Source organism: Pseudomonas vlassakiae (assembly GCF_014269035.2).
Taxonomy (GTDB): domain Bacteria; phylum Pseudomonadota; class Gammaproteobacteria; order Pseudomonadales; family Pseudomonadaceae; genus Aquipseudomonas; species Aquipseudomonas vlassakiae.
Window position 1 is genome coordinate 215613 of record NZ_JABWRP020000004.1, and the last position, 24901, is coordinate 240513.

Here is a 24901-nt window from a genome sequence, read left to right on the forward strand (position 1 = left end):
TGATTGAACGTTCAATCAAAACAAAATAGACTGGCCTTCGCCGAGTCAGCCGCCTGTCGTCTGCTCGCAGGCCTGAGGAGATAGCAAGATGCCCAAGGTCGGTATGCAACCCATCCGCCGCCAGCAGTTGATCGAAGCCACATTGCAGGCGGTCGATCAGGTCGGACTGGGTGACGCCAGCATTGCGCTGATTGCCCGTTTGGCCGGAGTGTCGAACGGCATCATCAGTCACTACTTTCGGGACAAGAACGGCCTGATCGCAGCGACGATGGGTTACATCATGAACATGCTCAACGAAGGCGTTAGAGCACGTCGCCAGGCACTGACGGACGACAGCCCGCGCGCCCACCTGAAAGTGATCATCGAGGGCAACTTCGATGCCAGCCAGGTGAACGGCCCGGCAATGAAAACCTGGTTGGCCTTCTGGGCTTCCAGCATGCACCAGCCCGATTTGCACAGGTTGCAGCGGATCAACGATCACCGCCTGTATTCCAACCTGTGCTGCCAGTTCCGCCGCGCCCTGCCGCTCTACCATGCGCGCAAGGCAGCCCGCGGCCTGGCAGCCCTGATCGACGGCCTGTGGCTGCGTGGTGCCCTGTCGGGAGATGCATTCGACACCGACCAGGCGATACGGATTGCATACGAATACATGGATCTACAACTGGCTAAACAGCACACCCTGGACACAGACGACCAGGCCGCTGATCAAGCGCGCACGGCCCTTGCCCACCCGGCAGGAGCGTGACGCGCAGCCAACCACACACTGCACTTGCGAGGACACTATGGCCCGTTTCGGAACGCAAAAACTCTACATTGATGGCGCTTACGTCGACGCTGGCAGCGATGCCACCTTCGAGGCCATCAACCCGGCTACCGGCGAAGTCCTCGCCCACGTGCAACGTGCCACCCAGGCCGACGTCGAGAAGGCTGTGGAAAGCGCCGAGCGCGGCCAGAAGGTCTGGGCCGCGATGACCGCCATGCAGCGTTCGCGCATCCTGCGCCGCGCCGTCGACATCCTGCGCGAGCGCAACGATGAACTGGCCATGCTGGAAACCCTGGACACCGGCAAGTCGTACTCGGAAACCCGCTATGTCGACATCGTCACCGGCGCCGACGTGCTGGAGTACTACGCTGGCCTGGTACCGGCCATCGAAGGCGAGCAGATCCCCCTGCGCGAATCGTCCTTCGTCTACACCCGCCGCGAGCCGCTGGGCGTAACCGTCGGTATCGGCGCGTGGAACTACCCGATCCAGATCGCCCTGTGGAAATCCGCCCCGGCCCTGGCCGCTGGCAACGCGATGATCTTCAAGCCGTCGGAAGTCACTTCGCTGACCACCCTGAAACTGGCCGAGATCTACACCGAAGCCGGCCTGCCGAATGGCGTGTTCAACGTCCTGACCGGCAGCGGCCGCGAAGTCGGCACCTGGCTGACCGAGCACCCACGCATCGAGAAAGTCTCCTTCACTGGCGGCACCACCACCGGCAAGAAGGTCATGGCCAGCGCCTCGAGCTCGTCGCTCAAGGAAGTCACCATGGAACTGGGCGGCAAGTCGCCATTGATCATTTGCGCCGACGCCGACCTGGACAAGGCCGCCGACATCGCCATGATGGCCAACTTCTACAGCTCCGGTCAGGTCTGCACCAACGGCACCCGCGTGTTCATCCCGGCGACGATGAAAGCAGCCTTCGAAGCCAAGATCGCCGAGCGCGTTGCCCGCATCCGCGTTGGCAACCCGGAAGACGAGAACACCAACTTCGGCCCGCTGGTCAGCTTCCAGCACATGGAAAGCGTGCTCGGCTACATCGCCAAAGGTAAAGAAGAAGGTGCCCGCGTGCTGTGCGGCGGCGAGCGCCTGACTGCCGGTGATTTCGCCAAAGGCGCCTTCGTGGCCCCGACCGTGTTCACCGACTGCACCGACGACATGACCATCGTCAAGGAAGAGATCTTCGGCCCGGTGATGAGCATCCTCACCTACGAAACCGAAGAAGAAGTCATCCGCCGCGCCAACGACACCGACTACGGCCTGGCCGCCGGTGTCTGCACCAACGACATCTCCCGTGCCCACCGCATCATCCACCAGCTGGAAGCCGGTATCTGCTGGATCAATGCCTGGGGCGAATCGCCAGCCGAAATGCCGGTTGGCGGCTACAAGCAGTCGGGCGTCGGCCGTGAGAACGGCGTCAGCTCGCTGGCTCAATACACGCGCATCAAGTCGGTCCAGGTCGAGCTGGGCGGCTACAACTCGGTCTTCTAAGGCCCTGTCCCGCCACGCCCGTGCCACCGCGCGGGCGTTTCCGCTCCCTGATCACCGCCAACACGAGGGTACTTTCATGTCCCAAGAATTCGATTACATCATCGTCGGAGCAGGCTCCGCCGGTAACACCCTGGCGACTCGCCTGACCGAAGACGCCGGCGTCACCGTACTGCTGCTGGAAGCCGGTGGCCCCGACTACCGCTTCGACTTCCGCACCCAGATGCCGGCCGCCCTGGCCTTCCCGCTGCAGGGCCGTCGCTACAACTGGGCCTACGAGACCGACCCGGAGCCGCACATGAACGGCCGCCGCATGGAGTGTGGCCGTGGCAAGGGCCTGGGTGGCTCGTCGCTGATCAACGGCATGTGCTACATCCGTGGCAACGCCATGGACTTCGACGGCTGGGCGAAACTGCCAGGCCTGGAAGACTGGACCTACCTCGACTGCCTGCCGTATTTCCGCAAAGCCGAAACCCGCGACATCGGCCCGAACGACTATCACGGCGGCGAAGGCCCGGTCAGCGTGACCACGCCAAAGGCCGGTAACAACCCGCTGTTCCACGCCATGGTCGAAGCCGGCGTGCAAGCCGGCTACCCGCGCACCGAAGACCTCAACGGCTACCAGCAGGAAGGCTTCGGTCCGATGGACCGCACCGTCACCAAGCAGGGCCGCCGTTCCAGCACCGCCCGTGGCTACCTGGACCAGGCCAAAAAGCGCCCGAACCTGACCATCGTCACTCACGCCCTGACTGACCGCGTACTGTTCGACGGCAAGCGCGCCATTGGCGTGACTTACCTGGTCGGCGACAGCGAAGAGCGCGTCGAAGCCCGCGCCCGCAAGGAAGTGATCGTAAGCTCCGGCGCCATTGCTTCGCCGCAGCTGCTGCAACGTTCCGGCGTTGGCCCGCGCGCCCTGCTCGAAAGCCTCGACATTCCGGTGGTACACGACCTGCCAGGCGTCGGCGAAAACCTGCAGGACCACCTTGAGCTGTACCTGCAGTACGCTTGCACCCAGCCGGTGTCGCTGTACCCGTCGCTGCTGTGGTGGAACCAGCCGGCCATCGGCGCCGAGTGGATGTTCAACGGTACCGGTATCGGCGCCAGCAACCAGTTCGAGGCGGGTGGTTTCATCCGCACCCGTCCGGAGTTCGAATGGCCGAACATCCAGTACCACTTCCTGCCGGTCGCGATTAACTACAACGGCTCCAATGGCGTGAAAGAGCACGGGTTCCAGGCGCACATGGGCTCGATGCGCTCGCCAAGCCGTGGCCGCATCCAGCTCAAGTCGAAGGACCCGCGCCAGCACCCGAGCATCCTGTTCAACTACATGGCCACCGAGCAGGACTGGCAGGAGTTCCGTGACGGCATCCGCCTGACCCGTGAAATCATGGCCCAGCCGGCGCTGGACCCGTACCGCGGTCGCGAGATCAGCCCGGGTGAGCACGTGCAGACGGATGAAGAGCTGGACAAGTTCATCCGCGAACACGCCGAAACCGCCTTCCATCCGTCCTGCTCGTGCAAGATGGGCACCGACGAGATGGCCGTGGTCGACGGCGAAGGCCGCGTGCACGGCATGAAGGGCCTGCGCGTGGTCGATGCCTCGATCATGCCGATCATCATCACCGGCAACCTCAATGCCACCACGATCATGATCGCCGAGAAAATTTCGGACAAGATTCGCAACCGCAAGCCGCTGCCGCGCAGCACCGCCAAGTACTACGTGGCCAACGGTGCACCGGTCAAAGGCAAGCCAATGCGTGAAGTGAAGCAGGCGTAAGCCTGCCCTGGCCCCTTCGCGGCTAAAGCCGCTCCCACAGGTAGCGCATCGCCCTTGGCCCTTGCGAACCCCTGCAGGAGCGGATTCACCCGCGAACGGGCCCGCATCGGCAACACCACAAAAGGCACCCTCCGAGGTGCCTTTTGCACATCTGCAGAAACGCTTTACAGCCTGCCAATTCATCAGGTTAGAATCAGTTGGCACGCGACTTGCCAAGTCAAGGAGCCAAGCCCCCTTCCCGCGATATCCCGGAGTACCTGCCTTTGGATGCAAGCACCATCAACAGCCTGTTCTTGATCGGCGCATTGCTGGTGGGCGCAAGCATCCTGGTCAGCTCGCTGTCATCGCGCCTGGGCATCCCCATTCTGGTCATCATTCTCGCCGTCGGCATGGTCGCCGGAGTCGATGGTGGCGGCATCATCTTCAACAACTACCCGACCGCCTACCTAGTGGGCAACCTGGCATTGGCCGTGATCCTCCTTGACGGCGGCCTGCGCACGCGGGTAGCGAGCTTTCGCGTGGCATTGTGGCCGGCGCTGTCCCTGGCCACCATCGGCGTGATGATCACCACTGCGCTAACCGGCATGGTAGCTGCCTGGCTGTTCAACCTCAGCCTGATCCAGGGCCTGCTGATCGGCGCCATCGTCGGCTCCACCGACGCCGCCGCGGTGTTTTCGCTGCTCGGCGGCAAAGGCCTGAACGAGCGGGTTACCGCCACCCTGGAAATCGAATCGGGCAGCAACGACCCGATGGCGGTGTTCCTCACCGTCACCCTGATCGACATGATCGCCAGCGGCCAGACTGGCTTGCACTGGAGCCTGCTGGGCCACTTGCTGCGCGAGTTCGGTATTGGCGGCCTGCTTGGCCTGGGTGGCGGCTGGCTGATGCTGCAGCTGGTCAACCGCATCAACCTGGCCGGCGGCCTGTACCCGATCCTGGTGGTCGCCGGCGGCCTGGTGGTGTTCTCGCTGACCAATGCCCTGCACGGCAGCGGCTTCCTTGCCGTATACCTGTGCGGCCTGGTGCTGGGCAACAAGCCAATCCGCAGCCGCCACGGCATCCTGCACATGCTCGACGGCATGGCCTGGCTGGCCCAGATCGGCATGTTCCTGGTGCTGGGGCTGCTGGTCACGCCCCACGACCTGCTACCGATCGCCCTGCCGGCGCTGGGCCTGGCGTTGTGGATGATCCTGGTGGCGCGCCCTCTGTCGGTAGTCGCCAGCCTGCTGCCGTTCAAGGCCTTCCATGGTCGTGAAAAAGGCTTCATTTCCTGGGTTGGCCTGCGCGGCGCGGTGCCGATCATTCTGGCAGTATTCCCGCTGATGGCCGGCCTGCCTGACGCCCAGCTGTTCTTCAACCTGGCGTTCTTCATCGTGCTGGTGTCGCTGCTGGTGCAAGGCACCAGCCTGCCGTGGATGGCCAAGCTGCTGAAGGTCACCGTACCGCCAGACCCGGCGCCGATTTCCCGCTCGGCCCTGGAAGTGCACATCACCAGCGAGTGGGAGCTGTTCGTCTACCGCCTGGGTGCGGAAAAATGGTGCATCGGCGCCGCCCTGCGCGAGCTCAAGATGCCCGAAGGCACGCGTATCGCCGCGCTGTTCCGGGGCGAACAACTGCTGCACCCCTCCGGCAGTACGGTACTGGAGGTAGGCGACATGCTCTGCGTGATCGGCCACGAACATAACCTTCCGGCGCTGGGCAAGCTGTTCAGCCAGGCACCGCAGCGCGGTCTGGACCTGCGTTTCTTTGGCGACTTCGTGCTCGAAGGCGATGCCGAACTGGGCGCGGTGGCCGCACTTTATGGCCTCAAACTGGACGGCCTGGACGCGAAAATGCCGCTGGCGCAGTTCATCCGACAGAAGGTCGGAGGCGCTCCAGTAGTAGGCGACCAGGTCGAATGGCACGGCACGATCTGGACCGTGGCGACCATGGACGGGAACAAGATCCAGAAAGTCGGCGTCAGATTCCCCGAAGGAACGCGACCCGGACCAGGATTGTTCCTCTAAACTCCGTTTCTGCCTGATCCACAAGTAGTCTGCCTATGTCCCTGCGCGTGTACCTTCGCACAGCCCTGCTGGGGTTGTGCCTGTCCATTTCTTTCGCGGTCAACGCGGCAGAAGCCCCGACCACCGCCAGCATCCAGAACAGCCTCGACAAGATCGCCGAGCGCAAGCTGCCCGAGGCCGACCAGAAGGCCCTGCAGCAGGTGCTCGAGCAGACCTTGAACCTGCTCAACAGCAAGGAAGACAGCGAGAAGAAGCTTGCCGCGCTCAAGCAGCAGTTGGCCAGCGCCCCCAAGGAAACCAGCGACAGCCAGAAGGAACTGGCCAAGCTCAAGCAAAGCAAGCCCCAGCCGGTTGCCCAGCGCTATGCCAGCCTGAGCGTGCCACAGCTCGAGCAGATGCTCAGCGAACGCAACACCCAGCAGGGAGATTTGCAGAAGGCGCTGTCCGAAGCCAACAGCCTGATCATCAACTCGCAGACCCGCCCCGAACGGGCCCAGGCCGAGATCAGCAACAACCAGACCCGCACCCAGCAGATCAACAGCAGCCTCAAGAGCGGCAAGGACGGCGGCAAGCCGATCAATGCCGACCAGCGTAACCAGCTCAATGCCGAACTGGCCTCGCTCAACGCGCTGACCCTGCTACGCCGCCAGGAGCTGGCCGGCAATGGCCTGCTGCAAGACCTCGGCAACGCCCGTCATGACCTGCTGATCGAACGCGCCGCGCGTCTGGAGCAGGAAATCCAGGACCTGCAGACGCTGATCAACGAAAAACGCCTGGCCCAGTCCCAGGAAGCCGTTACCCAGCAGTCGATCGAAGCGCAAAAGGCCGGCGGCAGCAGCCTGCTGGCCACCGAGAGCGCGGCCAACCTGAAGCTCTCCGACTATCTGCTGAAAAGCACCGACCGCCTCAACGAGCTGACCCAACAGAACCTGCGCACCAAGCAGCAGCTCGACAGCCTGACCCAGGCCGACCAAGCACTGGATGAGCAGATCAACGTGCTCAAGGGCAGCCTGCTGCTGTCGAAGATCCTCTACAAGCAGAAGCAAGCACTGCCGCACCTGAAGCTCGACCGCGACCTGGCCGACCAGATCGCCGATATCCGCCTCTACCAGTTCGAGATCAACCAGCAGCGCGAGCAGATGAGCAACCCGGTGACCTACGTCGACAAGCTGCTGGCCAGCCAGCCGCAGGAAGACGTCACGCCGCAACTGCGCAAGGCCCTGCTGGAAGTGGCGATCACCCGCAGCGACCTGCTCGAACGCCTGAACCGCGAGCTGTCGGCACTGCTCAACGAATCGATCACCCTGCAGCTCAACCAGAAGCAGCTGCTGGGCACCGCTCAGGGCCTGCGCAACACCCTCGACGAACAGATGTTCTGGATCCCCAGCAACAAGCCGCTGGACTGGGACTGGCTGCGCCTGGTGCCGGAACGCTTCCCTGAACAGGTTGCCAGCCTGCCCTGGGGTTCGGGCATCAAGGAACTGGCCGACGGCCTGAGCCAGCGGCCGCTGCTGTTCCTGCCGCTGCTGCTGGCGATCGGCGCCCTGCTGTGGCGGCGCAAGTACCTCTACCAGCGGCTGGTCAAGGTGCACCAGGACATCGGCCACTTCCGCCGTGACAGCCAGTGGCACACCCCCCAGGCCATCCTGATCAACATCCTCCTGGCGATGCCGGTGAGCCTGGGCCTGGCGCTGTGCAGCTATGCCCTGCAGATCGACGCCCGCGGGCAGAACGCCAACCTCGGCGCGGCGCTGTGGCAACTGGCCCAGGCCTGGTTGGTGTTCTACACCGCCTACCGCATCCTCGCGCCGGGCGGCGTGGCGGAAGTCCACTTCCGCTGGCACAAGCCGCAGGTCGAATTCCTGCGCGGCTGGGTACGCCGGTTGGGTACCGTGGTGCTGGCGCTGGTTGGCGTGGTGGCAGTCGCCGAGCACCAGCCTTCGGCCCTGGCCGACGACGTGCTCGGCATCGGCGTGGTACTGACCTGCTACGCACTGATGGCCTGGCTGCTCAGCCGTCTGCTGCTGAGCAGCCCGGCGCACCGCGACACGTCGCTGTTCCGCAGGGCTGTCGGGGTGGCCTTCACCGCACTGCCAATCGCGCTGTTCGTGGCCGTGTGCTTCGGCTACTACTACACCGCACTGAAACTGACCGACCGGCTGATCTATACCCTCTACCTGCTGCTGTTCTGGCTGGTCATCGAGGCCGCCTTTGTCCGTGGCCTGTCGGTCGCTGCGCGGCGCCTGGCCTACCAGCGCGCGCTGAGCAAGCGCCAGGCTGCCAAGGAAGGGCTGGATGGCGAAGTCATCACCGAAGAGCCGACCCTGGACATCGAACAGGTCAACCAGCAGTCGCTGCGCCTGATCCGCCTGGCCCTGCTCGGCGGTTTCATCGCTGGCCTGTACTGGGTCTGGTCGGACCTGATCTCGGTATTTGCCTACCTCAACAATTTCGTCCTGTACGAGTACACCAGCGGTACCGGGGCCGCCGCCAGCATGGTGCCGATCAGCCTCGGCGACCTGCTCGGAGCGCTGGTGATCGTCGGCATCACCTTCGCCCTGGCGGGCAACTTGCCGGGCCTGCTGGAAGTGCTGGTGCTGTCGCGCCTGAACCTGGCCCAGGGCAGCGCCTACGCCACCACCACGCTGCTGTCGTACACCATCGTCGGTATCGGCATCGTCAGCACCCTGTCGACCCTCGGGGTGAGCTGGGACAAGCTGCAGTGGCTGGTAGCAGCGCTGTCGGTGGGCCTGGGCTTCGGCATGCAGGAGATCTTCGCCAACTTCATCTCCGGCATCATGATCCTGTTCGAGCGCCCCGTGCGGATCGGCGACACCATCACCATCGGCAACCTGTCCGGCACCGTGAGCAAGATCCGCATCCGCGCCACCACCATCACCGACTTCGACCGCAAGGACATCATCGTCCCCAACAAGACCTTCATCACCGGCCAGCTGATCAACTGGTCGCTGACCGACACGGTCACGCGGGTGACGCTGAAGCTGGGCATCGACTACGGTTCCGACCTCGACCTGGTACGCGACCTGCTGCTCAAGGGTGCCCACGAGAACCCGCGCGTGCTCAAGGACCCGGAACCGATCGTGTACTTCCTGAACTTCGGCGAGAGCTCGCTGGACCACGAACTGCGCATGCACGTACGTGACCTCGGTGACCGCAACCCGACGCTGGACGAGATCAACCGCTACATCAACCGCGAGTTCAAGGCCCACAACATCAAGATCTCGGTACGCCAGGTCGAGGTGTTCCTGATGGACCCGAAAGGCGGCAAGCAGCAGCTGATCCCGACGGAGCAACCTAAACCGGATGGCACTGCACCGGCCTGAGTGGGCTCGAATGCTTTATTCTGTGCTGAATCCCAGGAGCAGCCCGTGAAAGCCCTCGACCAACTCACCTTCGACAACCGCTTCGCCCGCCTGGGCGATGCGTTCTCCACCCAGGTCCTGCCCGAGCCGATCGCCGAGCCGCGCCTGGTGGTGGCGAGCGAGGCGGCCATGAGCCTGCTCGACCTTGCGCCGGACCAGGCCGATCTGCCGTTGTTTGCCGAGCTTTTCAGCGGTCACAAGCTGTGGCAAGAGGCCGACCCGCGGGCGATGGTCTATTCCGGCCACCAGTTCGGTTCCTACAACCCGCGCCTTGGCGACGGCCGCGGCCTGCTGCTGGCCGAAGTGCTGAATGACCAGGGCGAGCACTGGGACCTGCACCTCAAGGGCGCCGGCCAGACGCCCTATTCACGCATGGGCGACGGCCGCGCCGTGCTACGCTCGTCAATCCGCGAGTTCCTCGCTTCAGAGGCCCTGCACGCGCTGGGCATCCCCACCAGCCGGGCACTGTGCGTGATCGGCTCAAGCACCCCGGTGTGGCGCGAAACCCGCGAGAACGCGGCAATGCTCACCCGCCTGGCGCAGAGCCATGTGCGTTTCGGGCATTTTGAGTACTTCTACTACACCAAGCAACCGGAACAGCAACGTGTGCTGCTCGACCACGTGCTGGAGCAGCACTACAGCGAATGCCGCGATGCCGAGCAGCCTTACCTGGCCATGTTCCGCACCATCGTCGAGCGCAACGCCGAGCTGATCGCCCGCTGGCAAGCCTACGGCTTCTGCCACGGGGTGATGAACACCGACAACATGTCGATCCTCGGTATCACCTTCGATTTCGGTCCTTACGCCTTCCTCGACGATTTCGACGCCAACTTCATCTGCAACCACTCCGACGACCGTGGCCGCTACAGCTATGCCAACCAGGTGCCGATCGCCCATTGGAACCTCAGCGCCCTGGCCCAGGCCCTGACCACGGTGATCGAGGTGGAGCCGCTGAAGGAAGCGCTGGGCCTGTTCCTGCCGCTGTATCAGGCACACTACCTCGACCTGATGCGTCGGCGCCTGGGTCTGACCACCGCCGAAGACGACGACATGGCGTTGGTCGAGCGCCTGCTGCAGCGCATGCAGAGCGGCGGCGTGGACTACAACCAGTTCTTCCGCACATTGGGTGACCAGACCGTGGCCGAAGCGCTGAAGCGCGTGCGCGATGATTTCATCGACCTTGCCGGGTTCGATGCCTGGGGCGCGGACTACCTGGCCCGCTGCGAGCGCGAGGCGGGCAATGCCGAAGGCCGTCGTGAGCGGATGCATGCTGTGAACCCACTGTACGTGCTGCGCAACTACCTGGCGCAGAACGCCATCGAAGCGGCCGAAGCGGGGGATTACAGTGAAGTGCGCCGCCTGCATCGGGTGCTGAGCAAACCGTTCGAGGAGCAGGCCGGCATGCAGGCCTATGCCGAGCGCCCGCCTGAGTGGGGCAAGCACCTGGAAATCAGCTGCTCTTCATAATCTCAAGGAGCCAACATGCCCGACCCATTGGTAATCCCCTGCCCCCACTGCAACGGCCTCAACCGCCTGCCGGCGGCGCGCCTGGGTGACGCGCCGAAATGCGGCCGCTGCAAACAGGATGTGCTGCTGAGCCAGCCTTTCGAACTCAGCGAAGCCAACTACACCAGCCAGATCAAGGGCGACCTGCCGTTGCTGATCGACGTCTGGGCCGACTGGTGCGGCCCCTGCAAGTCCTTTGCCCCGACCTTCGAACAGGCTGCCCGCCAACTCAGCGGCCGCTGCCGCCTGGCCAAGCTGGACAGCGAAGCCAATCGCAACCTCGCCGGGCAACTGGGCATCCGCTCGATTCCCAGCCTGATCCTGTTCAGGAACGGCCGCGAAATCAGCCGCCAGGCCGGGGCGTTTCCGCTGCAGTCGTTGCTGGAGTGGTTGCGTAGCCAGGGGGTTTAGAGGGGGATTCAGGTGCATGCCTTGGGTCAGGTAGCGCCTATGAGATCGAGCGCGGCGCGGGCGGCGCTCGATCATAGGCGCTGAAGAAATTCAGCCATTCTCCTCCAGCAAATCATGCAACTCGACAAACTGCTGCGTCAGCTTGTGCCGTGGCTCCAGGTGAATCAGCGGCAGGCTGGCGTGGTGCGACTCGCGCATCTTCACCGAGCTGCCCAGGTACACCGGTAGCACCGGCAGCCCTTCGGCCAGCAGCTCGTCAAGCATCTGCTGCGGCAGGCTGGCGCGGGACTGGAACTGGTTGACCACGATGCCTTCGACCACCAGGTCTTCGTTGTGGTCGTCCTTGAGTTCCTCGATTTCAGCCAGCAGGCCATACAGCGCCTGACGCGAAAAGCTGTCGCAATCGAAGGGAATCAGTACACGATCAGCAGCAATCAATGCGGAAACCGCATAGAAATTGAGCGCGGGTGGTGTATCGATGTAGATCCGCTCGTAGTCCTCGTCCAGCTCGTCGAGCAACTTACGCAGCTTGTTGATCTTGTGCTTGGCTTCCAGCTTGGGTTGCAGTTCGGCCAGCTCACCTGTGGCGGTGACCACATGCAGGTTGTCGAACGGGGTCTCGTAGATGTCGACCTTGTTCTTCTTGCTGAACGGTCCGCTGGACAAGCTCTGCTTGAAGAAATCGGCAATGCCCATGGGGATCTCGTCGCCAGTCAAGCCGGTCAGGTACTGGGTCGAGTTGGCTTGGGCATCAAGGTCGATCAGCAAGGTCCGATAACCTTCGCTGGCACTCACAGCCGCCAGGTTGCAAGCGATGCTCGACTTGCCCACGCCACCTTTCTGATTGAACACCACGCGCCGCATGATTGACCTCCGTGTATCAACGAATGCCCGAGTATGTGGCGGCTCAGCGGCAATGACCAGTGCCATTTGCCCATTCGCTGGCACCGCCCAAACATCACCCTTGGCCAGCCATCAGCCCCGTCAGCAACTCGGCAAACGCCCGAGCCATCGCCGAACTGCCGCGCTCGCGCTGCACCAGCCACACTGCCGACATCGCCCCTTCATCCAGCAGTGTGCGGTACACCACGCCTTCGATGCGCATGCGCTGGAACGATGCCGGCAGCACCGAGACCCCAAGCCCCGCCGACACCAGGCCAATGATGGTCATCGCTTCCCCCGCTTCCTGGGCGAAATGTGGGCTGAACCCGGCCTGGCGCGCCAGGCTCAACAACTGCGCATGCAGCCCGCTGCCATAGCTGCGCGGGAAGAACACGAACGGTTCATGGGCCAGGGCAGCCATGTGCACGCCCTGTTCCGTGCCTTTGGCCAACGGGTGAGAGGCATTGATCACCGCCACCAGCGGCTCGCGAAACAGCTCGGTGGCTACCAGCCCTTCCGGCAACGGCATCGGGCGCATCAGCCCAACCTCGATGGTTTCGTCGAACACCCCCTCGGCGACGTCCCGGCTGCTCATTTCCTTGAGGTTGAGGTGCACGGCGGGGAAGCGTTGGCGAAAGGCATGAATGGCCTTGGGGATCTTCGACGTGAACGGCGCCGACGAGGTGAAGCCAATTTTCATCTCGCCCAGTTCACCCAACTGTGCACGCCGCGCCACATCGGCGGCCTTCTCCACCTGCGCCAGTACCTGGCGCGCTTCTTCGAGGAACAGCCGGCCCGCCTCGCTCAGCTCGACCCGACGATTGGTCCGCTCGAACAGACGAGCGCCCAGCTCCTGCTCCAGCGCCTGAATTTGCTGGCTCAATGGCGGCTGGGAGATGCCCAGTTGCTGGGCCGCTCGGCCGAAGTGCAGCTCTTCGGCAACAGCGATGAAGTAACGCAGATGGCGCAGTTCCATGATCAGGCCCTATCAGGTCGCTAAACGTCTTAAATAGGTCGAACAATATATTGGATGTAATCATTAGCCAGCTATATGCTTTTTTCATTGCGTCAGAGGTACCGCCCGTGAAAACTGCTGTAGCCCCCCGTAGTGCCAGCCCAGAACCTGCCCCCCTGAACGAGATGTGGATCGAAAAAGGCACCCCCGCCTTCATGAAGACCGTGCTGGCCCTGTTCAGCGGCGGCTTCGCCACGTTCGCCCTGCTGTACTGCGTACAGCCAATGATGCCGCTGCTGTCGAAGGAGTTTTCCATCAATGCGGCGCAGAGCAGCCTGGTGCTGTCGGTATCGACTGCGATGCTGGCCTTCGGCCTGTTGATCACCGGTCCGATCTCCGACCGCATCGGCCGCAAGCCGGTGATGGTCTTTGCCCTGGCCTGCGCCGCCCTGTCGACCTTGGCCAGCGCGGTGATGCCGAGCTGGGAACTGGTACTGGCCACCCGCGCCCTGGTGGGCCTGTCCCTGAGCGGCCTGGCGGCGGTGGCAATGACTTACCTCAGCGAAGAAATCCACCCGCAGCACATCGGCCTGGCCATGGGCCTGTACATCGGCGGCAACGCCATTGGAGGGATGAGCGGGCGGCTGATTACCGGGGTACTGATCGACTTCGTCAGCTGGCACACGGCGATGCTGACCATCGGCGGCCTGGCCCTGGTGGCGGCGCTGGTGTTCTGGAAGGTACTGCCGGAGTCGCGCAACTTCCGCCCTCAGCTGATGAGCCCGCGTAGCCTGCTGGACGGTTTCGTCATGCACTTCAAGGATGCCGGGCTGCCTTGGCTATTCCTCGAAGCCTTCTTGCTGATGGGTGCCTTCGTCACCCTGTTCAACTACATCGGTTACCGCCTGCTGGCCGAGCCTTACCACATGAATCAGGCGCTGGTCGGCTTGCTGTCGGTGGTGTACCTGTCGGGTATCTACAGCTCGGCACAGGTCGGCGCACTGGCTGACAAGCTGGGCCGGCGCAAGGTGTTCTGGGCCAGTATCGTGGTAATGGCGGGCGGCCTGCTGATGACCCTGGCTACCCCGCTGGCGCTGGTGATCGTTGGCATGCTGGTGTTCACCTTCGGCTTCTTCGGGGCGCATTCGGTGGCCAGCAGCTGGATCGGCCGCCGGGCGCTGAAGGCCAAGGGGCAGGCTTCGTCGCTGTACCTGTTCAGCTATTACGCAGGGTCCAGCGTGGCGGGTACTGCGGGCGGGGTGTTCTGGCACCAGTGGGGCTGGAATGGCATCGGCCTGTTCATTGGCAGCCTGCTGGCGGTGGCGTTGCTGGTGGCACTGCACCTGAGCAGACTGGCGCCCAAGTCCGCTTGAAGTCGGGGCCGCAAAGCGGCCCCGATTTGCGCTTACGGGTGATACTGCGCCGACAGCTCGTGCACGGCGTTGATGAACACACCGGCATGTTCCGGGTCGACTTCCGGTGTAATGCCGTGGCCGAGGTTGAACACGTGGCCAGTGCCCTTGCCATAGCTGGCCAGGATACGCGCCACTTCCTGGCGGATGGCTTCGGGCTTGGCGTACAGCACGGTCGGGTCCATGTTGCCTTGCAGCGCAACTTTGTCGCCGACGCGGCGGCGAGCGTCGCCGATCTCACAGGTCCAGTCCAGGCCCAGCGCGTCGGCACCGGCTTCGGCGATGCTTTCCAGCCACAGGCCGCCGTTCTTGGTGAACAGAATCACCGGCACTTTGCGCCCTTCGTGCTCGCGGATCAGGCCGCTGACGATCTTGCGCATGTAGGCCAGGGAGAACTCCTGGTAGGCCGCCGCCGACAGGTTGCCGCCCCAGGTGTCGAAGATCTGCACCGCCTGGGCACCCGCGAGGATCTGGCCATTGAGGTAGCTGGTAACCGACTGCGCCAGCTTGTCCAGCAGCAGGTGCAGGGCTTGCGGGTTGTCGTAGGCCATGGCCTTGGTCTTGCGGAAGTCCTTTGACGAGCCGCCTTCGACCATGTAGGTGGCCAGGGTCCAGGGGCTGCCGGAGAAACCGATCAGCGGCACGCGGCCGTTGAGCTCGCGACGGATGGTGCTGACCGCGTCCATCACATAGCCGAGGTCTTTCTGTGGGTCAGGGATCGGCAGCGCTTCGATGTCGGCCGGGGTGGTGATGGTCTTCTTGAAGCGCGGGCCTTCGCCGGTTTCAAAGTACAGGCCAAGGCCCATGGCGTCGGGGATGGTGAGGATGTCCGAGAACAGGATCGCCGCATCAAGCGGGTAGCGGTCCAGCGGCTGCAGGGTCACCTCGCAGGCGAACTGCGGGTTCATGCACAGGCTCATGAAATCGCCGGCCTTGGCGCGGCTGGCGCGGTACTCCGGCAGGTAGCGGCCGGCCTGGCGCATCATCCAGACAGGGGTGACGTCAACGGGTTGCTTGAGCAGCGCACGCAGGAAACGATCGTTCTTCAGGGCAGTCATGTCGGCATCCGGAAAAATAGTGCGGGCATTTTCTCAGACGCCAGCGCAAAAGGCACGGTCAAGGCCATGCGTTTTGTCTATTGGGTGCCACAGATCAAACGATTTTGTATACAAAAATGCACTGGGGCCGCAAAGCGGCCCCAGCAATCGATCAGACTTCGAGGTAGTCCAGGATCCCTTCGGCAGCGTTGCGGCCTTCGAAGATCGCCGTCACCACCAGGTCCGAACCGCGCACCATGTCGCCACCGGCGAACACTTTCGGGTTGCTGGTCTGATGCTTGAACTTGGCTTTCTCCGGCGCCACCACACGGCCCTGGCTATCCAGCTGGATGCCATGCTGCTCGAACCACGGTGCCGGGCTCGGGCGGAAGCCGAAGGCGATGACCACGGCGTCAGCCGGCAGGATCTCTTCGGAGCCTGGGATCGGCTCGGGGCTACGACGGCCACGGGCATCCGGCTCGCCCAAGCGGGTCTCGACCACCTTCACGCCTTCGACCTTGTCCTCGCCGACGATGGCGATGGGCTGGCGGTTGTAGAGGAACTTCACGCCTTCTTCCTTGGCGTTCTTCACCTCTTTGCGCGAACCCGGCATGTTGGCTTCGTCACGGCGATAGGCGCAGGTCACCGACTTGGCACCCTGGCGGATCGACGTGCGGTTGCAGTCCATCGCGGTGTCGCCACCGCCGAGCACCACGACCTTCTTGCCCTGCATGTCGACGAAGTCTTCCGGCGACTTTTCGAAGCCGAGGTTACGGTTGACGTTGGCGATCAGGAAGTCCAGCGCATCGTGGACGCCTGGCAGATCTTCACCCGGGAAACCACCCTTCATGTAGGTGTAGGTGCCCATGCCCATGAACACGGCGTCGTATTCGGCGAGCAACTGTTCCATGGTGATGTCCTTGCCCACTTCGGTGTTCAGGCGGAACTCGATGCCCATGCCGGTAAAGACTTCGCGGCGATTGCTCAATACGGTCTTTTCCAGCTTGAACTCCGGGATGCCGAAGGTCAGCAGGCCACCGATTTCCGGGTTCTTGTCGAACACCACCGGGGTCACGCCACCCCGCACCAGCACGTCGGCGCAGCCCAGACCAGCCGGGCCGGCACCAATGATGGCAACGCGCTTGCCGGTTGGCTTGACCTTGGACATGTCCGGGCGCCAGCCCATGGCAAATGCCGTGTCGGTGATGTATTTCTCCACCGAACCGATGGTCACAGCGCCGAACCCATCATTCAGGGTGCAGGCCCCCTCGCACAGACGGTCCTGCGGGCACACACGGCCGCACACTTCCGGCAGGGTGTTGGTCTGGTGCGACAGTTCGGCCGCGGCCAGGATATTGCCTTCGGCGACCAGCTTCAGCCAGTTGGGGATGAAGTTGTGTACCGGGCACTTCCACTCGCAATACGGGTTGCCGCAGCCCAGGCAGCGGTGCGCCTGCTCCACGGACTGCTGCGGCTTGAACGGTTCGTAGATCTCCACGAACTCCTTCTTGCGCTGGCGCAGCAGCTTCTTCTTGGGGTCCTTGCGGCCCACTTCGATGAACTGGAAGTCGTTGTTCAGACGTTCAGCCATTTTTCAAAACCTCTTTACCGCAGTTGCCAGCCTCAGGCTGCAAGCTGCAAGACGATCACTTGAGCACGACAGGCCCCGCGCACGGGGCCGTCACTTGCAGCTGTTCTTACTGCGGGTTGGCACGGGTGCTGGACAGCAGTTGCTTGAGGTTGGCCGCCTTCGGCTTGACCAGCCAGAAGCGCCGCACGTAGTCGTCCAGGTTCTCGAAGAGCTCACGCCCCCACTCGCTGCCGGTCTCTTCCACGTATTCGCCAAGGACCCGCGCCAGGTGGCTGCGGTAGGCTTCCATCGCCTCACCACTGATGCGCTGGATTTCCACCAGCTCGTGGTTGAGCTTGTCGACGAAGCTGTTGTCCATGTCGAGCACGTAGGCGAAGCCGCCAGTCATGCCAGAACCGAAGTTGTAACCGGTCTTGCCCAGAACGCAGACAAAGCCACCGGTCATGTATTCACAGCAGTGATCGCCAGTACCCTCGACAACAGCGTGGGCGCCGGAGTTACGCACAGCGAAGCGCTCGCCTGCGGTACCTGCGGCGAACAGCTTGCCGCCGGTGGCGCCGTACAGGCAGGTGTTGCCGACGATGGCGCTGTGCTGGGTGGCGAACGGGCTGCCGGCTGGCGGCACGATGGTCACCTTGCCACCGGTCATGCCTTTGCCGACGTAGTCGTTGGCGTCACCTTCCAGGTGCAGGTTCAGGCCACCGGCGTTCCACACGCCGAAGCTCTGGCCAGCGGTACCTTTGAAGCGGAAGGTCACCGGCTTGTCGGCCATGCCCTGGTTGCCGTACAGCTTGGCGATTTCGCCAGAGATACGGGCACCAATGGAACGGTCGCAGTTGCAGATGTCGAGGCTGAACTCACCACCGGCCTGGTCGCGGATTGCCGGCAGGGCCATCTCGACCATCTTCTCGGCCAGCTCGCCCTTGTCGAACGGCGGGTTGTTGTCGACTTCGCAGAACTGCGGCTTGTCAGCCGGAATGTGCGAGCTGCCCAGCAGCGGGGTCAGGTCCAGGTACTGCTGGCGCTCGGTGTCGCCTGGCAGCACGTCGAGCAGGTCAGTACGGCCGATCAGCTCGCCGAGGCTGCGCACGCCCAGCTTGGCCAGCCACTCACGGGTCTCCTCGGCGACGAAGGTGAAGAAGTTGATCACCATGTCGACGGTGCCGATGTAATGGTCCTTGCGCAGCTTCTCGTTCTGCGTGGCCACGCCGGTGGCGCAGTTGTTCAGGTGGCAGATGCGCAGGTACTTGCAACCCAGGGCGATCATTGGCGCGGTGCCGAAGCCGAAGCTCTCGGCGCCGAGGATGGCTGCCTTGATCACGTCCAGGCCGGTCTTCAAGCCGCCGTCGGTCTGCACCCGCACCTTGCCGCGCAGGTCGTTGCCGCGCAGGGTCTGGTGGGTTTCGGCCAGGCCCAGCTCCCACGGGGCGCCAGCGTACTTGATCGAGGTCAGCGGCGAAGCACCGGTACCACCGTCGTAACCGGAGATGGTGATCAGGTCGGCATAGGCCTTGGCCACACCGGCGGCGATGGTGCCAACGCCGGCCTCAGCCACCAGCTTGACCGAAACCAGGGCCTGCGGGTTGACCTGCTTGAGGTCATAGATCAACTGGGCCAGGTCTTCGATCGAATAGATGTCGTGGTGCGGCGGCGGCGAGATCAGGGTCACGCCCGGTACCGCATAGCGCAGCTTGGCGATCAGGCCATTGACCTTGCCGCCTGGCAGCTGGCCGCCCTCACCGGGCTTGGCGCCCTGGGCAACCTTGATCTGCAGCACTTCGGCGTTGACCAGGTACTCCGGGGTCACGCCAAAGCGGCCGGTGGCCACCTGCTTGATCTTGGAACTGCGGACGGTGCCGTAGCGCGACGGGTCTTCACCGCCCTCACCGGAGTTGGAGCGAGCACCCAGGCGGTTCATTGCCTCGGCCAGGGCTTCGTGGGCTTCCGGCGACAGCGCACCCAGCGAGATACCGGCGGAGTCGAAGCGCTTGAGGATGGCCTCCAGCGGCTCGACCTGGTCCAGCGGCAAGGCCTGGTCGGCCACTTTCACCTTCAGCAGGTCGCGGATCATCGACACCGGACGCTGGTCGACCAGCGTGGTGTATTCCTTGAACTTGGCGTAGTCGCCTTGCTGCACGGCGGCCTGCAAGGTGTTGACCACATCCGGGTTGTAGGCGTGGTATTCGCCACCGTGGACGAACTTCAAAAGGCCACCTTGCTGGATCGGCTTGCGCGCGCTCCAGGCTTCGGCTGCCAGCAGCTTCTGGTCGCCTTCGAGGTCGACGAAGCGCGCACCCTTGATGCGGCTGGACACGCCCTTGAAGCTCAGGCCGACCACTTCCTCGGCCAGGCCCACGGCTTCGAACAGCTGGGCGCCACGGTACGAGGCGATGGTGGAGATGCCCATCTTCGACAGGATCTTCAGCAGGCCCTTGGAGATGCCTTTGCGGTAGTACTTGAAGACTTCGTCCAGATCACCGAGCACTTCGCCGGTGCGGATCAGGTCGGCCAGCACTTCGTAGGCCAGGTACGGGTACACGGCCGAAGCACCGAAGCCCAGCAGCACGGCGAAGTGGTGCGGGTCACGGGCAGTGGCGGTCTCCACGAGGATGTTGCTGTCGCAACGCAGGCCCTGCTCGGTCAGGCGGTGGTGCACGGCACCCACGGCCAGCGACGCATGCACCGGCAGCTTGCCCGGGGCGATGTAGCGGTCGCTCAGTACCAGCTGGGTCTTACCGCTGCGCACGGCTTCTTCCGCCTGGTCGGCGATGTTGCGGATGGCCGCTTCCAGGCCGACGCTCTCGTCATAGTTGAGGTCGATCAGCTGACGGTCGAAGCCCTCGCGCTCCAGGTTCATCAGCGAACGCCACTTGGCGGGCGAGATGACCGGCGAGCTGAGGATCACCCGCGAAGCGTGCTCCGGGGACTCCTGGAAGATGTTGCGCTCGGCGCCAAGGCAGATTTCCAGGGACATGACGATCGCTTCGCGCAACGGGTCGATCGGCGGGTTGGTCACCTGGGCGAACTGTTGGCGGAAGAAGTCGTATGGCGAACGCACGCGCTGCGAAAGCACCGCCATCGGCGTGTCGTCACCCATCGAGCCGACCGCTTCCTGGCCCTGCTCGCCGAGTGGGCGCAGCACCTGGTCACGCTCTTCGAAGGTGACCTGGAACATCTTCATGTACTGCTTGAGCTGGTCAGCGTCGTAACTGGCCACGCCCTGGTCGTCGGTCAGGGTCGCCTGGATGCGCAGGGCGTGCTGACGCAGCCAGCGCTTGTACGGGTGGCGCGACTTCAGACGGTTGTCGATGGCGTCGGTGTCGAGGATCTGGCCGGTCTCGGTGTCCACGGCAAGGATCTGGCCGGGGCCGACACGGCCCTTGGCCAGGACTTCCTCAGGCTTGTAACCCCACACGCCGATTTCCGAGGCGATGGTGATGTAGCCATTGGTCGTCGTCACCCAGCGCGCCGGGCGCAGCCCGTTGCGGTCGAGCAGGCACACCGCATGGCGGCCTTCGGTCATGACGATACCGGCCGGGCCATCCCACGGTTCCATGTGCATGGAGTTGTATTCGTAGAAGGCGCGCAGGTCGGCGTCCATGGTCTCGACGTTTTGCCAGGCTGGCGGAACCAGCATGCGTACGCCGCGGAACAGGTCGATGCCACCGGTGACCATCAGCTCCAGCATGTTGTCCATGCTCGAAGAGTCGGAACCGACGCGGTTGACCAGTGGACCCAGCTCTTCGAGGTCAGGGATCAGGTCATTGGCGAACTTGGTGCGACGGGCCATGGCCCAGTTGCGGTTGCCGGTGATGGTATTGATCTCGCCGTTGTGGGCGAGGAAGCGGAACGGCTGCGCCAGCGGCCATTTCGGCAGGGTGTTGGTGGAGAAGCGCTGGTGGAACACGCAGATCGCGGTTTGCAGGCGCTCGTCACCCAGGTCTGGATAGAACGCCGCGAGATCGCGCGGCATCATCAGGCCTTTGTAGATGATGGTCTTGTGCGAGAAGCTGCAGATGTAGTGGTCGGCGTCGTGGGCGTTGGCCACCGACGAGCGGCGACGAGCACTGAACAGCTTGATGGCGAATTCCTGATCGCTCAGGCCTTCACCACCGATGAATACCTGCTCGATCTGCGGCAGGCGCTCCAGGGCCAGGCGGCCAAGCACGCTGGTGTCGATCGGAACCTTGCGCCAGCCGAACAGCTTCAGGCCGGCCGCGACGATTTCGCGGTCCATGTTGGCGCGGGCAGCCTCGGCTTTGACCGGGTCCTGGTTGAAGAACACCATGCCGACAGCGTACTGCCTGGGCAGCTCGACGGCGAATTGTTGCTGGGCCACGGCCCGCAGAAACTGATCGGGCTTCTGCATGAGCAGACCGCAACCGTCACCGGTCTTGCCGTCGGCGTTGATACCGCCGCGGTGGGTCATGCAGGTCAGTGCCTGCATGGCGGTTTGCAGAAGGTGGTGACTCGGCTCGCCCGTCATATGGGCGATCAGGCCAAAACCACAGTTGTCCTTGAATTCTTCGGGATGGTACAGACCTGTTTTCATAGACACTTTCTCACCAGGTTCACCTCTCAACCGGAGGTAAATCTCTTTTATGTACAACCACTTACCATCCACGCCGATCAAACGCCAGCTTTTTTGCGGTGGCCATGGAAAACCATTGTTGCACAGCGACAGTCATACCCACAAATTTTCATGTCTCACCATTGAAAATTTATGTCGCAATTTTGAATGTTTTTACGCCATGCGCCGTGATAGCGGCTTGGCTTGAGTCTGAAGCGTTTCAGCCAGGTCTGCAACAGAGGCTTGTGGCCGGCAGGCTGGGACAGAAAAGCCTGCCGCGCTCAGGCGCAGCAGGCTAGTCGAATGTCGTTAATCGCTCAGCAACTGGGCGGCGGGGTGATGCCGCCCGGAAGGTATCAGCGGGCCGAGGCCAGCTCTTGTTGGACGCTAGCGACGGTACGTGGCCAAGGTTTACCAGCCTGGACCTTCGCTGGCAAGTTCTTGATTGCCGCAACCGCTGCGTCGCGGCTGGCAAAGTTGCCGTAGGTGACCACGTAGAGCGGTTTACCCTGCAGGTTTTTCTTGAAGTAGCGATAGTCGCCACCCTGTTCCTTGACGAAGGCCTGGGCCGACGCTTCGGAGCTGGTGCCGAGGATTTGCACCACGTAGTTGCCGGGTTTCTGCCCCGAATACCATCCACCACTGCCGCTGGCGCTGGCGACCGGTTTTTCCACCGGTTTGGCGGCTGGCTTGGCAACAGCGACCTGAGTTGGTGCCGGGGCCGGCTTGGCAGGCGCAACCGGCTTGACGGGCTGAGTGGCAACAGGCTTCGGCGCAGGCGCAACCGGCTGCACAGGCGTGGCCTGGGCCATGCTCGGCGCCGGGCCGGCAGGCACGCCCTGTGGCGGTGCGATCGTGGTCACGGTCGGCGGATTGCCAGGCTGCAAGGCGGTGTTGCCCGCCGGGCCACCTTCCTCGCCATCACCCATGCCGGCAGCTTGCGCCAGCGGCTCGCGCATCACGGGCTGGGACTGACCGACCAGCGGCAGCGGCATCGGCTGCGACTGGCCGGAGAATTCGATGGCCGGGCTGCCGTTGTTCGACTGGGCAGCGCCTGGCTGGCCCTCGCCCAGCGGCAGCTGGGCCTGGGCTACAGGTGCGTCGGCTGGTGCCTTGTCGCCTTTCTTGGGCATCAGAACTGCAGCACCTACGGCGACCACGACGACAGCGGACAGCGCGAGTACGTGTTTCTTAGGCATTTTGAACCCCATGGATGGTCGCTTGACCGTGGTACGGCTGGCGATCATGGCTTCGATCAAAGTATCGCGGGCGACCTGGTTGATGTTGCCAGGCCATCCGTCGGAGTTTTCATGAATATCGACCAGCTGTTCACGGGTGAACACCTCGATGCCCCGGCCAGCGCCTTCCAGGCGTTGCTCCAGGTACTCGCGGGTTTCTTCCTCGTTGTAGGGGGCGAGTTCAATGATATGGAAGCGCTCTTCCTCGACTTGAATCTCGTCCAACCCGGCAATCAGCGATGGCTCGCCGAACAGGAACACGTGCGGGCGCCCTTCCGGTAGCCCTGCCGCCAGTTCCAGCAACGCTTGGAGTGCCGACTCGTCGAGTTGTTCCGCATCATCCACCAGCAGATAGACTTCCTGACCGGTCAGTGCCAGCTGCACCACCTTGTTCAGGATCACCTGCACCTCAGGCTGAGCCACTTCAAGCGTTTGCGCCACCTGGCCGAGCACGCTGGCAGCGTCGCTGGCGCCACGGGCCGACACCACTACGCTCAGCACCGTCTGCTTGTTGGTGCTGGCCACCAGGGCCTGGCGCAGCAGGGTCTTGCCGCTGCCCACCGGGCCGGTAACCACCAGCATCAGCTGGCTGTAGCGGGCCAGGTGATGCAGTTGGCCCAGCACCGGCTTGCGCTGGGCGGGGAAGAACTTGAAGCCGGGCACACGCGGGGCGAACGGATCGTGGCTCAACTGGTAATGTTCGAGGAACGCCTCATCGGCATGCAAACTGGTCATTACGCTGTCACAACCTCAAAGCTGGGCCACGATCGCGCGGTAATCCGCCGACAGCGTGGCCTGAAGAATCTCTTTCGGATAGTCGTCGGTGATCACGGCCTCGCCCAGCTGGCGCAGCAGCACCAGCCGCAGGCGGCCATCGAGCACCTTCTTGTCGACCGCCATATGCTCCATGAAATGCGCCGGGGTCATTTCCTGTGGTGGCACCACCGGCAAACCTGCGTCCTGCAGCAGGCGGATTGCCCGATCACGCTCGGCCTGGTCGATCCAGCCCAGGCGCATGGACATTTCCAGGGCCATGACCGTGCCTGCGGCCACGGCTTCACCGTGCAGCCAGACGCCATAGCCCATGTGCGTTTCGATGGCATGGCCAAAGGTGTGCCCCAGGTTCAGCGTGGCACGCACGCCCGATTCACGCTCGTCGGCGCCGACAACGGCTGCCTTGGCCGCGCAGGAGCGACGGATCGCTTCGGTCAGGGCAGCGGGTTCGAGGGCGCGCAGGGCCTGGATATTGTCTTCGAGCCAGCCTAGGAATGGCTTGTCGCAGATCAGGCCGTACTTGATCACTTCGGCCAGGCCCGCCGATAGCTCGCGTGCGGGCAGGGTCTTGAGGCTGGTGGTATCGATCAGTACCGCGTTGGGCTGATAGAAAGCACCGACCATGTTCTTGCCCAACGGGTGGTTGATGCCGGTCTTGCCCCCCACCGAGGAGTCAACCTGAGACAGCAGGGTGGTGGGCACCTGGATGAAATCGACGCCACGCTGGTAGCAGGCTGCAGCGAAGCCGGCCATGTCACCGATCACGCCGCCGCCGAGGGCGACCACGGTAGTACGGCGGTCATGCCGCGCCGTCAGCAAACCGTCAAAGATCAGTTGCAGGGTTTCCCAGTTTTTATGGGCTTCGCCGTCCGGCAGGATCACCGGCAGCACCGAGTAGGCGCCAAGGGTCTTGCTCAAGCGTTGGAGATACAGAGGCGCGACGGTTTCGTTGGAAACGATGGCGACCTGCCGCCCGCGGATATGCGGCGCCAGCAGTTCGGCCTGGTCCAGAAGGCCTTCGCCAATGTAGATCGGGTAGCTACGCTCGCCGAGGTCGACCTTAAGTGTCTGCATGTATCCCCACAATGTTCTTGGGCGCGGCGCCGG

General features: G+C 63.4%; 15 protein-coding genes. 8 read left to right on the plus strand and 7 right to left on the minus strand.

Going from position 1 to position 24901, the window contains the following annotated elements; all coding sequences use genetic code 11:
- The first annotated feature begins 88 nt into the window (after window positions 1–88).
- The 7 genes from betI (at window position 89) to trxC (ending at window position 11335) form a co-directional block, all read left to right on the plus strand.
- Window positions 89–745 (plus strand): transcriptional regulator BetI, encoded by a 657-nt coding sequence (gene betI / locus HU738_RS07195; protein WP_176508131.1) that lies wholly within the window; start codon window positions 89–91, stop codon window positions 743–745.
- A gap of 37 nt (window positions 746–782) precedes the next feature.
- On the plus strand, window positions 783–2255 hold the full coding sequence (betB, locus tag HU738_RS07200) for a betaine-aldehyde dehydrogenase (protein WP_186601774.1): 1473 nt from the start codon (window positions 783–785) through the stop codon (window positions 2253–2255).
- A gap of 76 nt (window positions 2256–2331) precedes the next feature.
- Entirely contained in the window at window positions 2332–4029 is a 1698-nt protein-coding gene (gene betA, locus HU738_RS07205; RefSeq protein ID WP_186601776.1) for a choline dehydrogenase, read from the plus strand.
- A gap of 263 nt (window positions 4030–4292) precedes the next feature.
- Window positions 4293–6035 (plus strand): potassium/proton antiporter, encoded by a 1743-nt coding sequence (locus HU738_RS07210; RefSeq protein WP_186601778.1) that lies wholly within the window; start codon window positions 4293–4295, stop codon window positions 6033–6035.
- Window positions 6036–6070: 35 nt separating this feature from the next.
- Window positions 6071–9379, plus strand: coding sequence for a mechanosensitive channel MscK (gene mscK / locus HU738_RS07215; RefSeq protein WP_186601780.1), 3309 nt, complete (start codon window positions 6071–6073; stop codon window positions 9377–9379).
- 45 nt (window positions 9380–9424) lie between these two features.
- Entirely contained in the window at window positions 9425–10885 is a 1461-nt protein-coding gene (gene selO / locus HU738_RS07220) for a protein adenylyltransferase SelO (protein WP_186601782.1), read from the plus strand.
- Window positions 10886–10900: 15 nt separating this feature from the next.
- Window positions 10901–11335: a thioredoxin TrxC gene (gene trxC / locus HU738_RS07225; protein WP_176508125.1), complete on the plus strand. Its 435-nt coding sequence runs from the start codon at window positions 10901–10903 to the stop codon at window positions 11333–11335.
- Window positions 11336–11425: 90 nt separating this feature from the next.
- Here trxC and HU738_RS07230 read toward each other — a convergent pair whose 3' ends face one another.
- Both HU738_RS07230 and HU738_RS07235 read right to left on the minus strand, forming a co-directional pair.
- On the minus strand, window positions 11426–12199 hold the full coding sequence (locus HU738_RS07230) for a ParA family protein (RefSeq protein WP_186601784.1): 774 nt from the start codon (window positions 12197–12199) through the stop codon (window positions 11426–11428).
- A 94-nt stretch (window positions 12200–12293) separates the two neighbouring features.
- Window positions 12294–13193: a LysR family transcriptional regulator gene (locus tag HU738_RS07235; protein WP_186601786.1), complete on the minus strand. Its 900-nt coding sequence runs from the start codon at window positions 13191–13193 to the stop codon at window positions 12294–12296.
- Window positions 13194–13357: 164 nt separating this feature from the next.
- Between HU738_RS07235 and HU738_RS07240 the strand changes: the two genes are divergently transcribed.
- The gene (locus HU738_RS07240) at window positions 13358–14545 is read left to right on the plus strand and encodes an MFS transporter (protein WP_189660547.1); all 1188 of its coding nucleotides are present in this window, start codon (window positions 13358–13360) and stop codon (window positions 14543–14545) included.
- 32 nt (window positions 14546–14577) lie between these two features.
- On the opposite strand, the gene hemE is transcribed toward HU738_RS07240, so the two are convergent.
- The 5 genes from hemE to aroB form a co-directional block, all read right to left on the minus strand.
- Window positions 14578–15642 carry a uroporphyrinogen decarboxylase gene (gene hemE / locus HU738_RS07245; RefSeq protein ID WP_186601790.1) on the minus strand — a complete coding sequence of 355 codons (1065 nt, stop codon included), beginning with the start codon at window positions 15640–15642 and terminating at the stop codon, window positions 14578–14580.
- Between the two features lie 151 nt (window positions 15643–15793).
- Complete coding sequence (locus HU738_RS07250; RefSeq protein ID WP_186601792.1) at window positions 15794–17212, minus strand: FAD-dependent oxidoreductase; 1419 nt, start codon at window positions 17210–17212, stop codon at window positions 15794–15796.
- A 106-nt stretch (window positions 17213–17318) separates the two neighbouring features.
- Window positions 17319–21764, minus strand: coding sequence for a glutamate synthase large subunit (gene gltB / locus HU738_RS07255; protein WP_186601793.1), 4446 nt, complete (start codon window positions 21762–21764; stop codon window positions 17319–17321).
- 374 nt (window positions 21765–22138) lie between these two features.
- Complete coding sequence (locus HU738_RS07260; protein WP_186601796.1) at window positions 22139–23755, minus strand: AAA family ATPase; 1617 nt, start codon at window positions 23753–23755, stop codon at window positions 22139–22141.
- A gap of 15 nt (window positions 23756–23770) precedes the next feature.
- Complete coding sequence (aroB, locus tag HU738_RS07265) at window positions 23771–24868, minus strand: 3-dehydroquinate synthase (protein WP_176508117.1); 1098 nt, start codon at window positions 24866–24868, stop codon at window positions 23771–23773.
- Window positions 24869–24901: the final 33 nt, after the last annotated feature.

What these genes read in the sequence shown, in the direction of transcription:
- trxC (WP_176508125.1), top strand. Translation starts at nt 10,901, where the DNA reads ATGCCCGACCCATTGGTAATCCCCTGCCCCCACTGCAACGGCCTCAAC.
- betB (WP_186601774.1), top strand. Translation starts at nt 783, where the DNA reads ATGGCCCGTTTCGGAACGCAAAAACTCTACATTGATGGCGCTTACGTC.
- hemE (WP_186601790.1), bottom strand. Translation starts at nt 15,642, where the DNA reads ATGACTGCCCTGAAGAACGATCGTTTCCTGCGTGCGCTGCTCAAGCAA.
- gltB (WP_186601793.1), bottom strand. Translation starts at nt 21,764, where the DNA reads ATGAAAACAGGTCTGTACCATCCCGAAGAATTCAAGGACAACTGTGGT.
- HU738_RS07240 (WP_189660547.1), top strand. Translation starts at nt 13,358, where the DNA reads ATGTGGATCGAAAAAGGCACCCCCGCCTTCATGAAGACCGTGCTGGCC.
- HU738_RS07235 (WP_186601786.1), bottom strand. Translation starts at nt 13,193, where the DNA reads ATGGAACTGCGCCATCTGCGTTACTTCATCGCTGTTGCCGAAGAGCTG.
- aroB (WP_176508117.1), bottom strand. Translation starts at nt 24,868, where the DNA reads ATGCAGACACTTAAGGTCGACCTCGGCGAGCGTAGCTACCCGATCTAC.
- mscK (WP_186601780.1), top strand. Translation starts at nt 6,071, where the DNA reads ATGTCCCTGCGCGTGTACCTTCGCACAGCCCTGCTGGGGTTGTGCCTG.
- betI (WP_176508131.1), top strand. Translation starts at nt 89, where the DNA reads ATGCCCAAGGTCGGTATGCAACCCATCCGCCGCCAGCAGTTGATCGAA.
- HU738_RS07260 (WP_186601796.1), bottom strand. Translation starts at nt 23,755, where the DNA reads ATGACCAGTTTGCATGCCGATGAGGCGTTCCTCGAACATTACCAGTTG.
- HU738_RS07250 (WP_186601792.1), bottom strand. Translation starts at nt 17,212, where the DNA reads ATGGCTGAACGTCTGAACAACGACTTCCAGTTCATCGAAGTGGGCCGC.
- HU738_RS07230 (WP_186601784.1), bottom strand. Translation starts at nt 12,199, where the DNA reads ATGCGGCGCGTGGTGTTCAATCAGAAAGGTGGCGTGGGCAAGTCGAGC.
- betA (WP_186601776.1), top strand. Translation starts at nt 2,332, where the DNA reads ATGTCCCAAGAATTCGATTACATCATCGTCGGAGCAGGCTCCGCCGGT.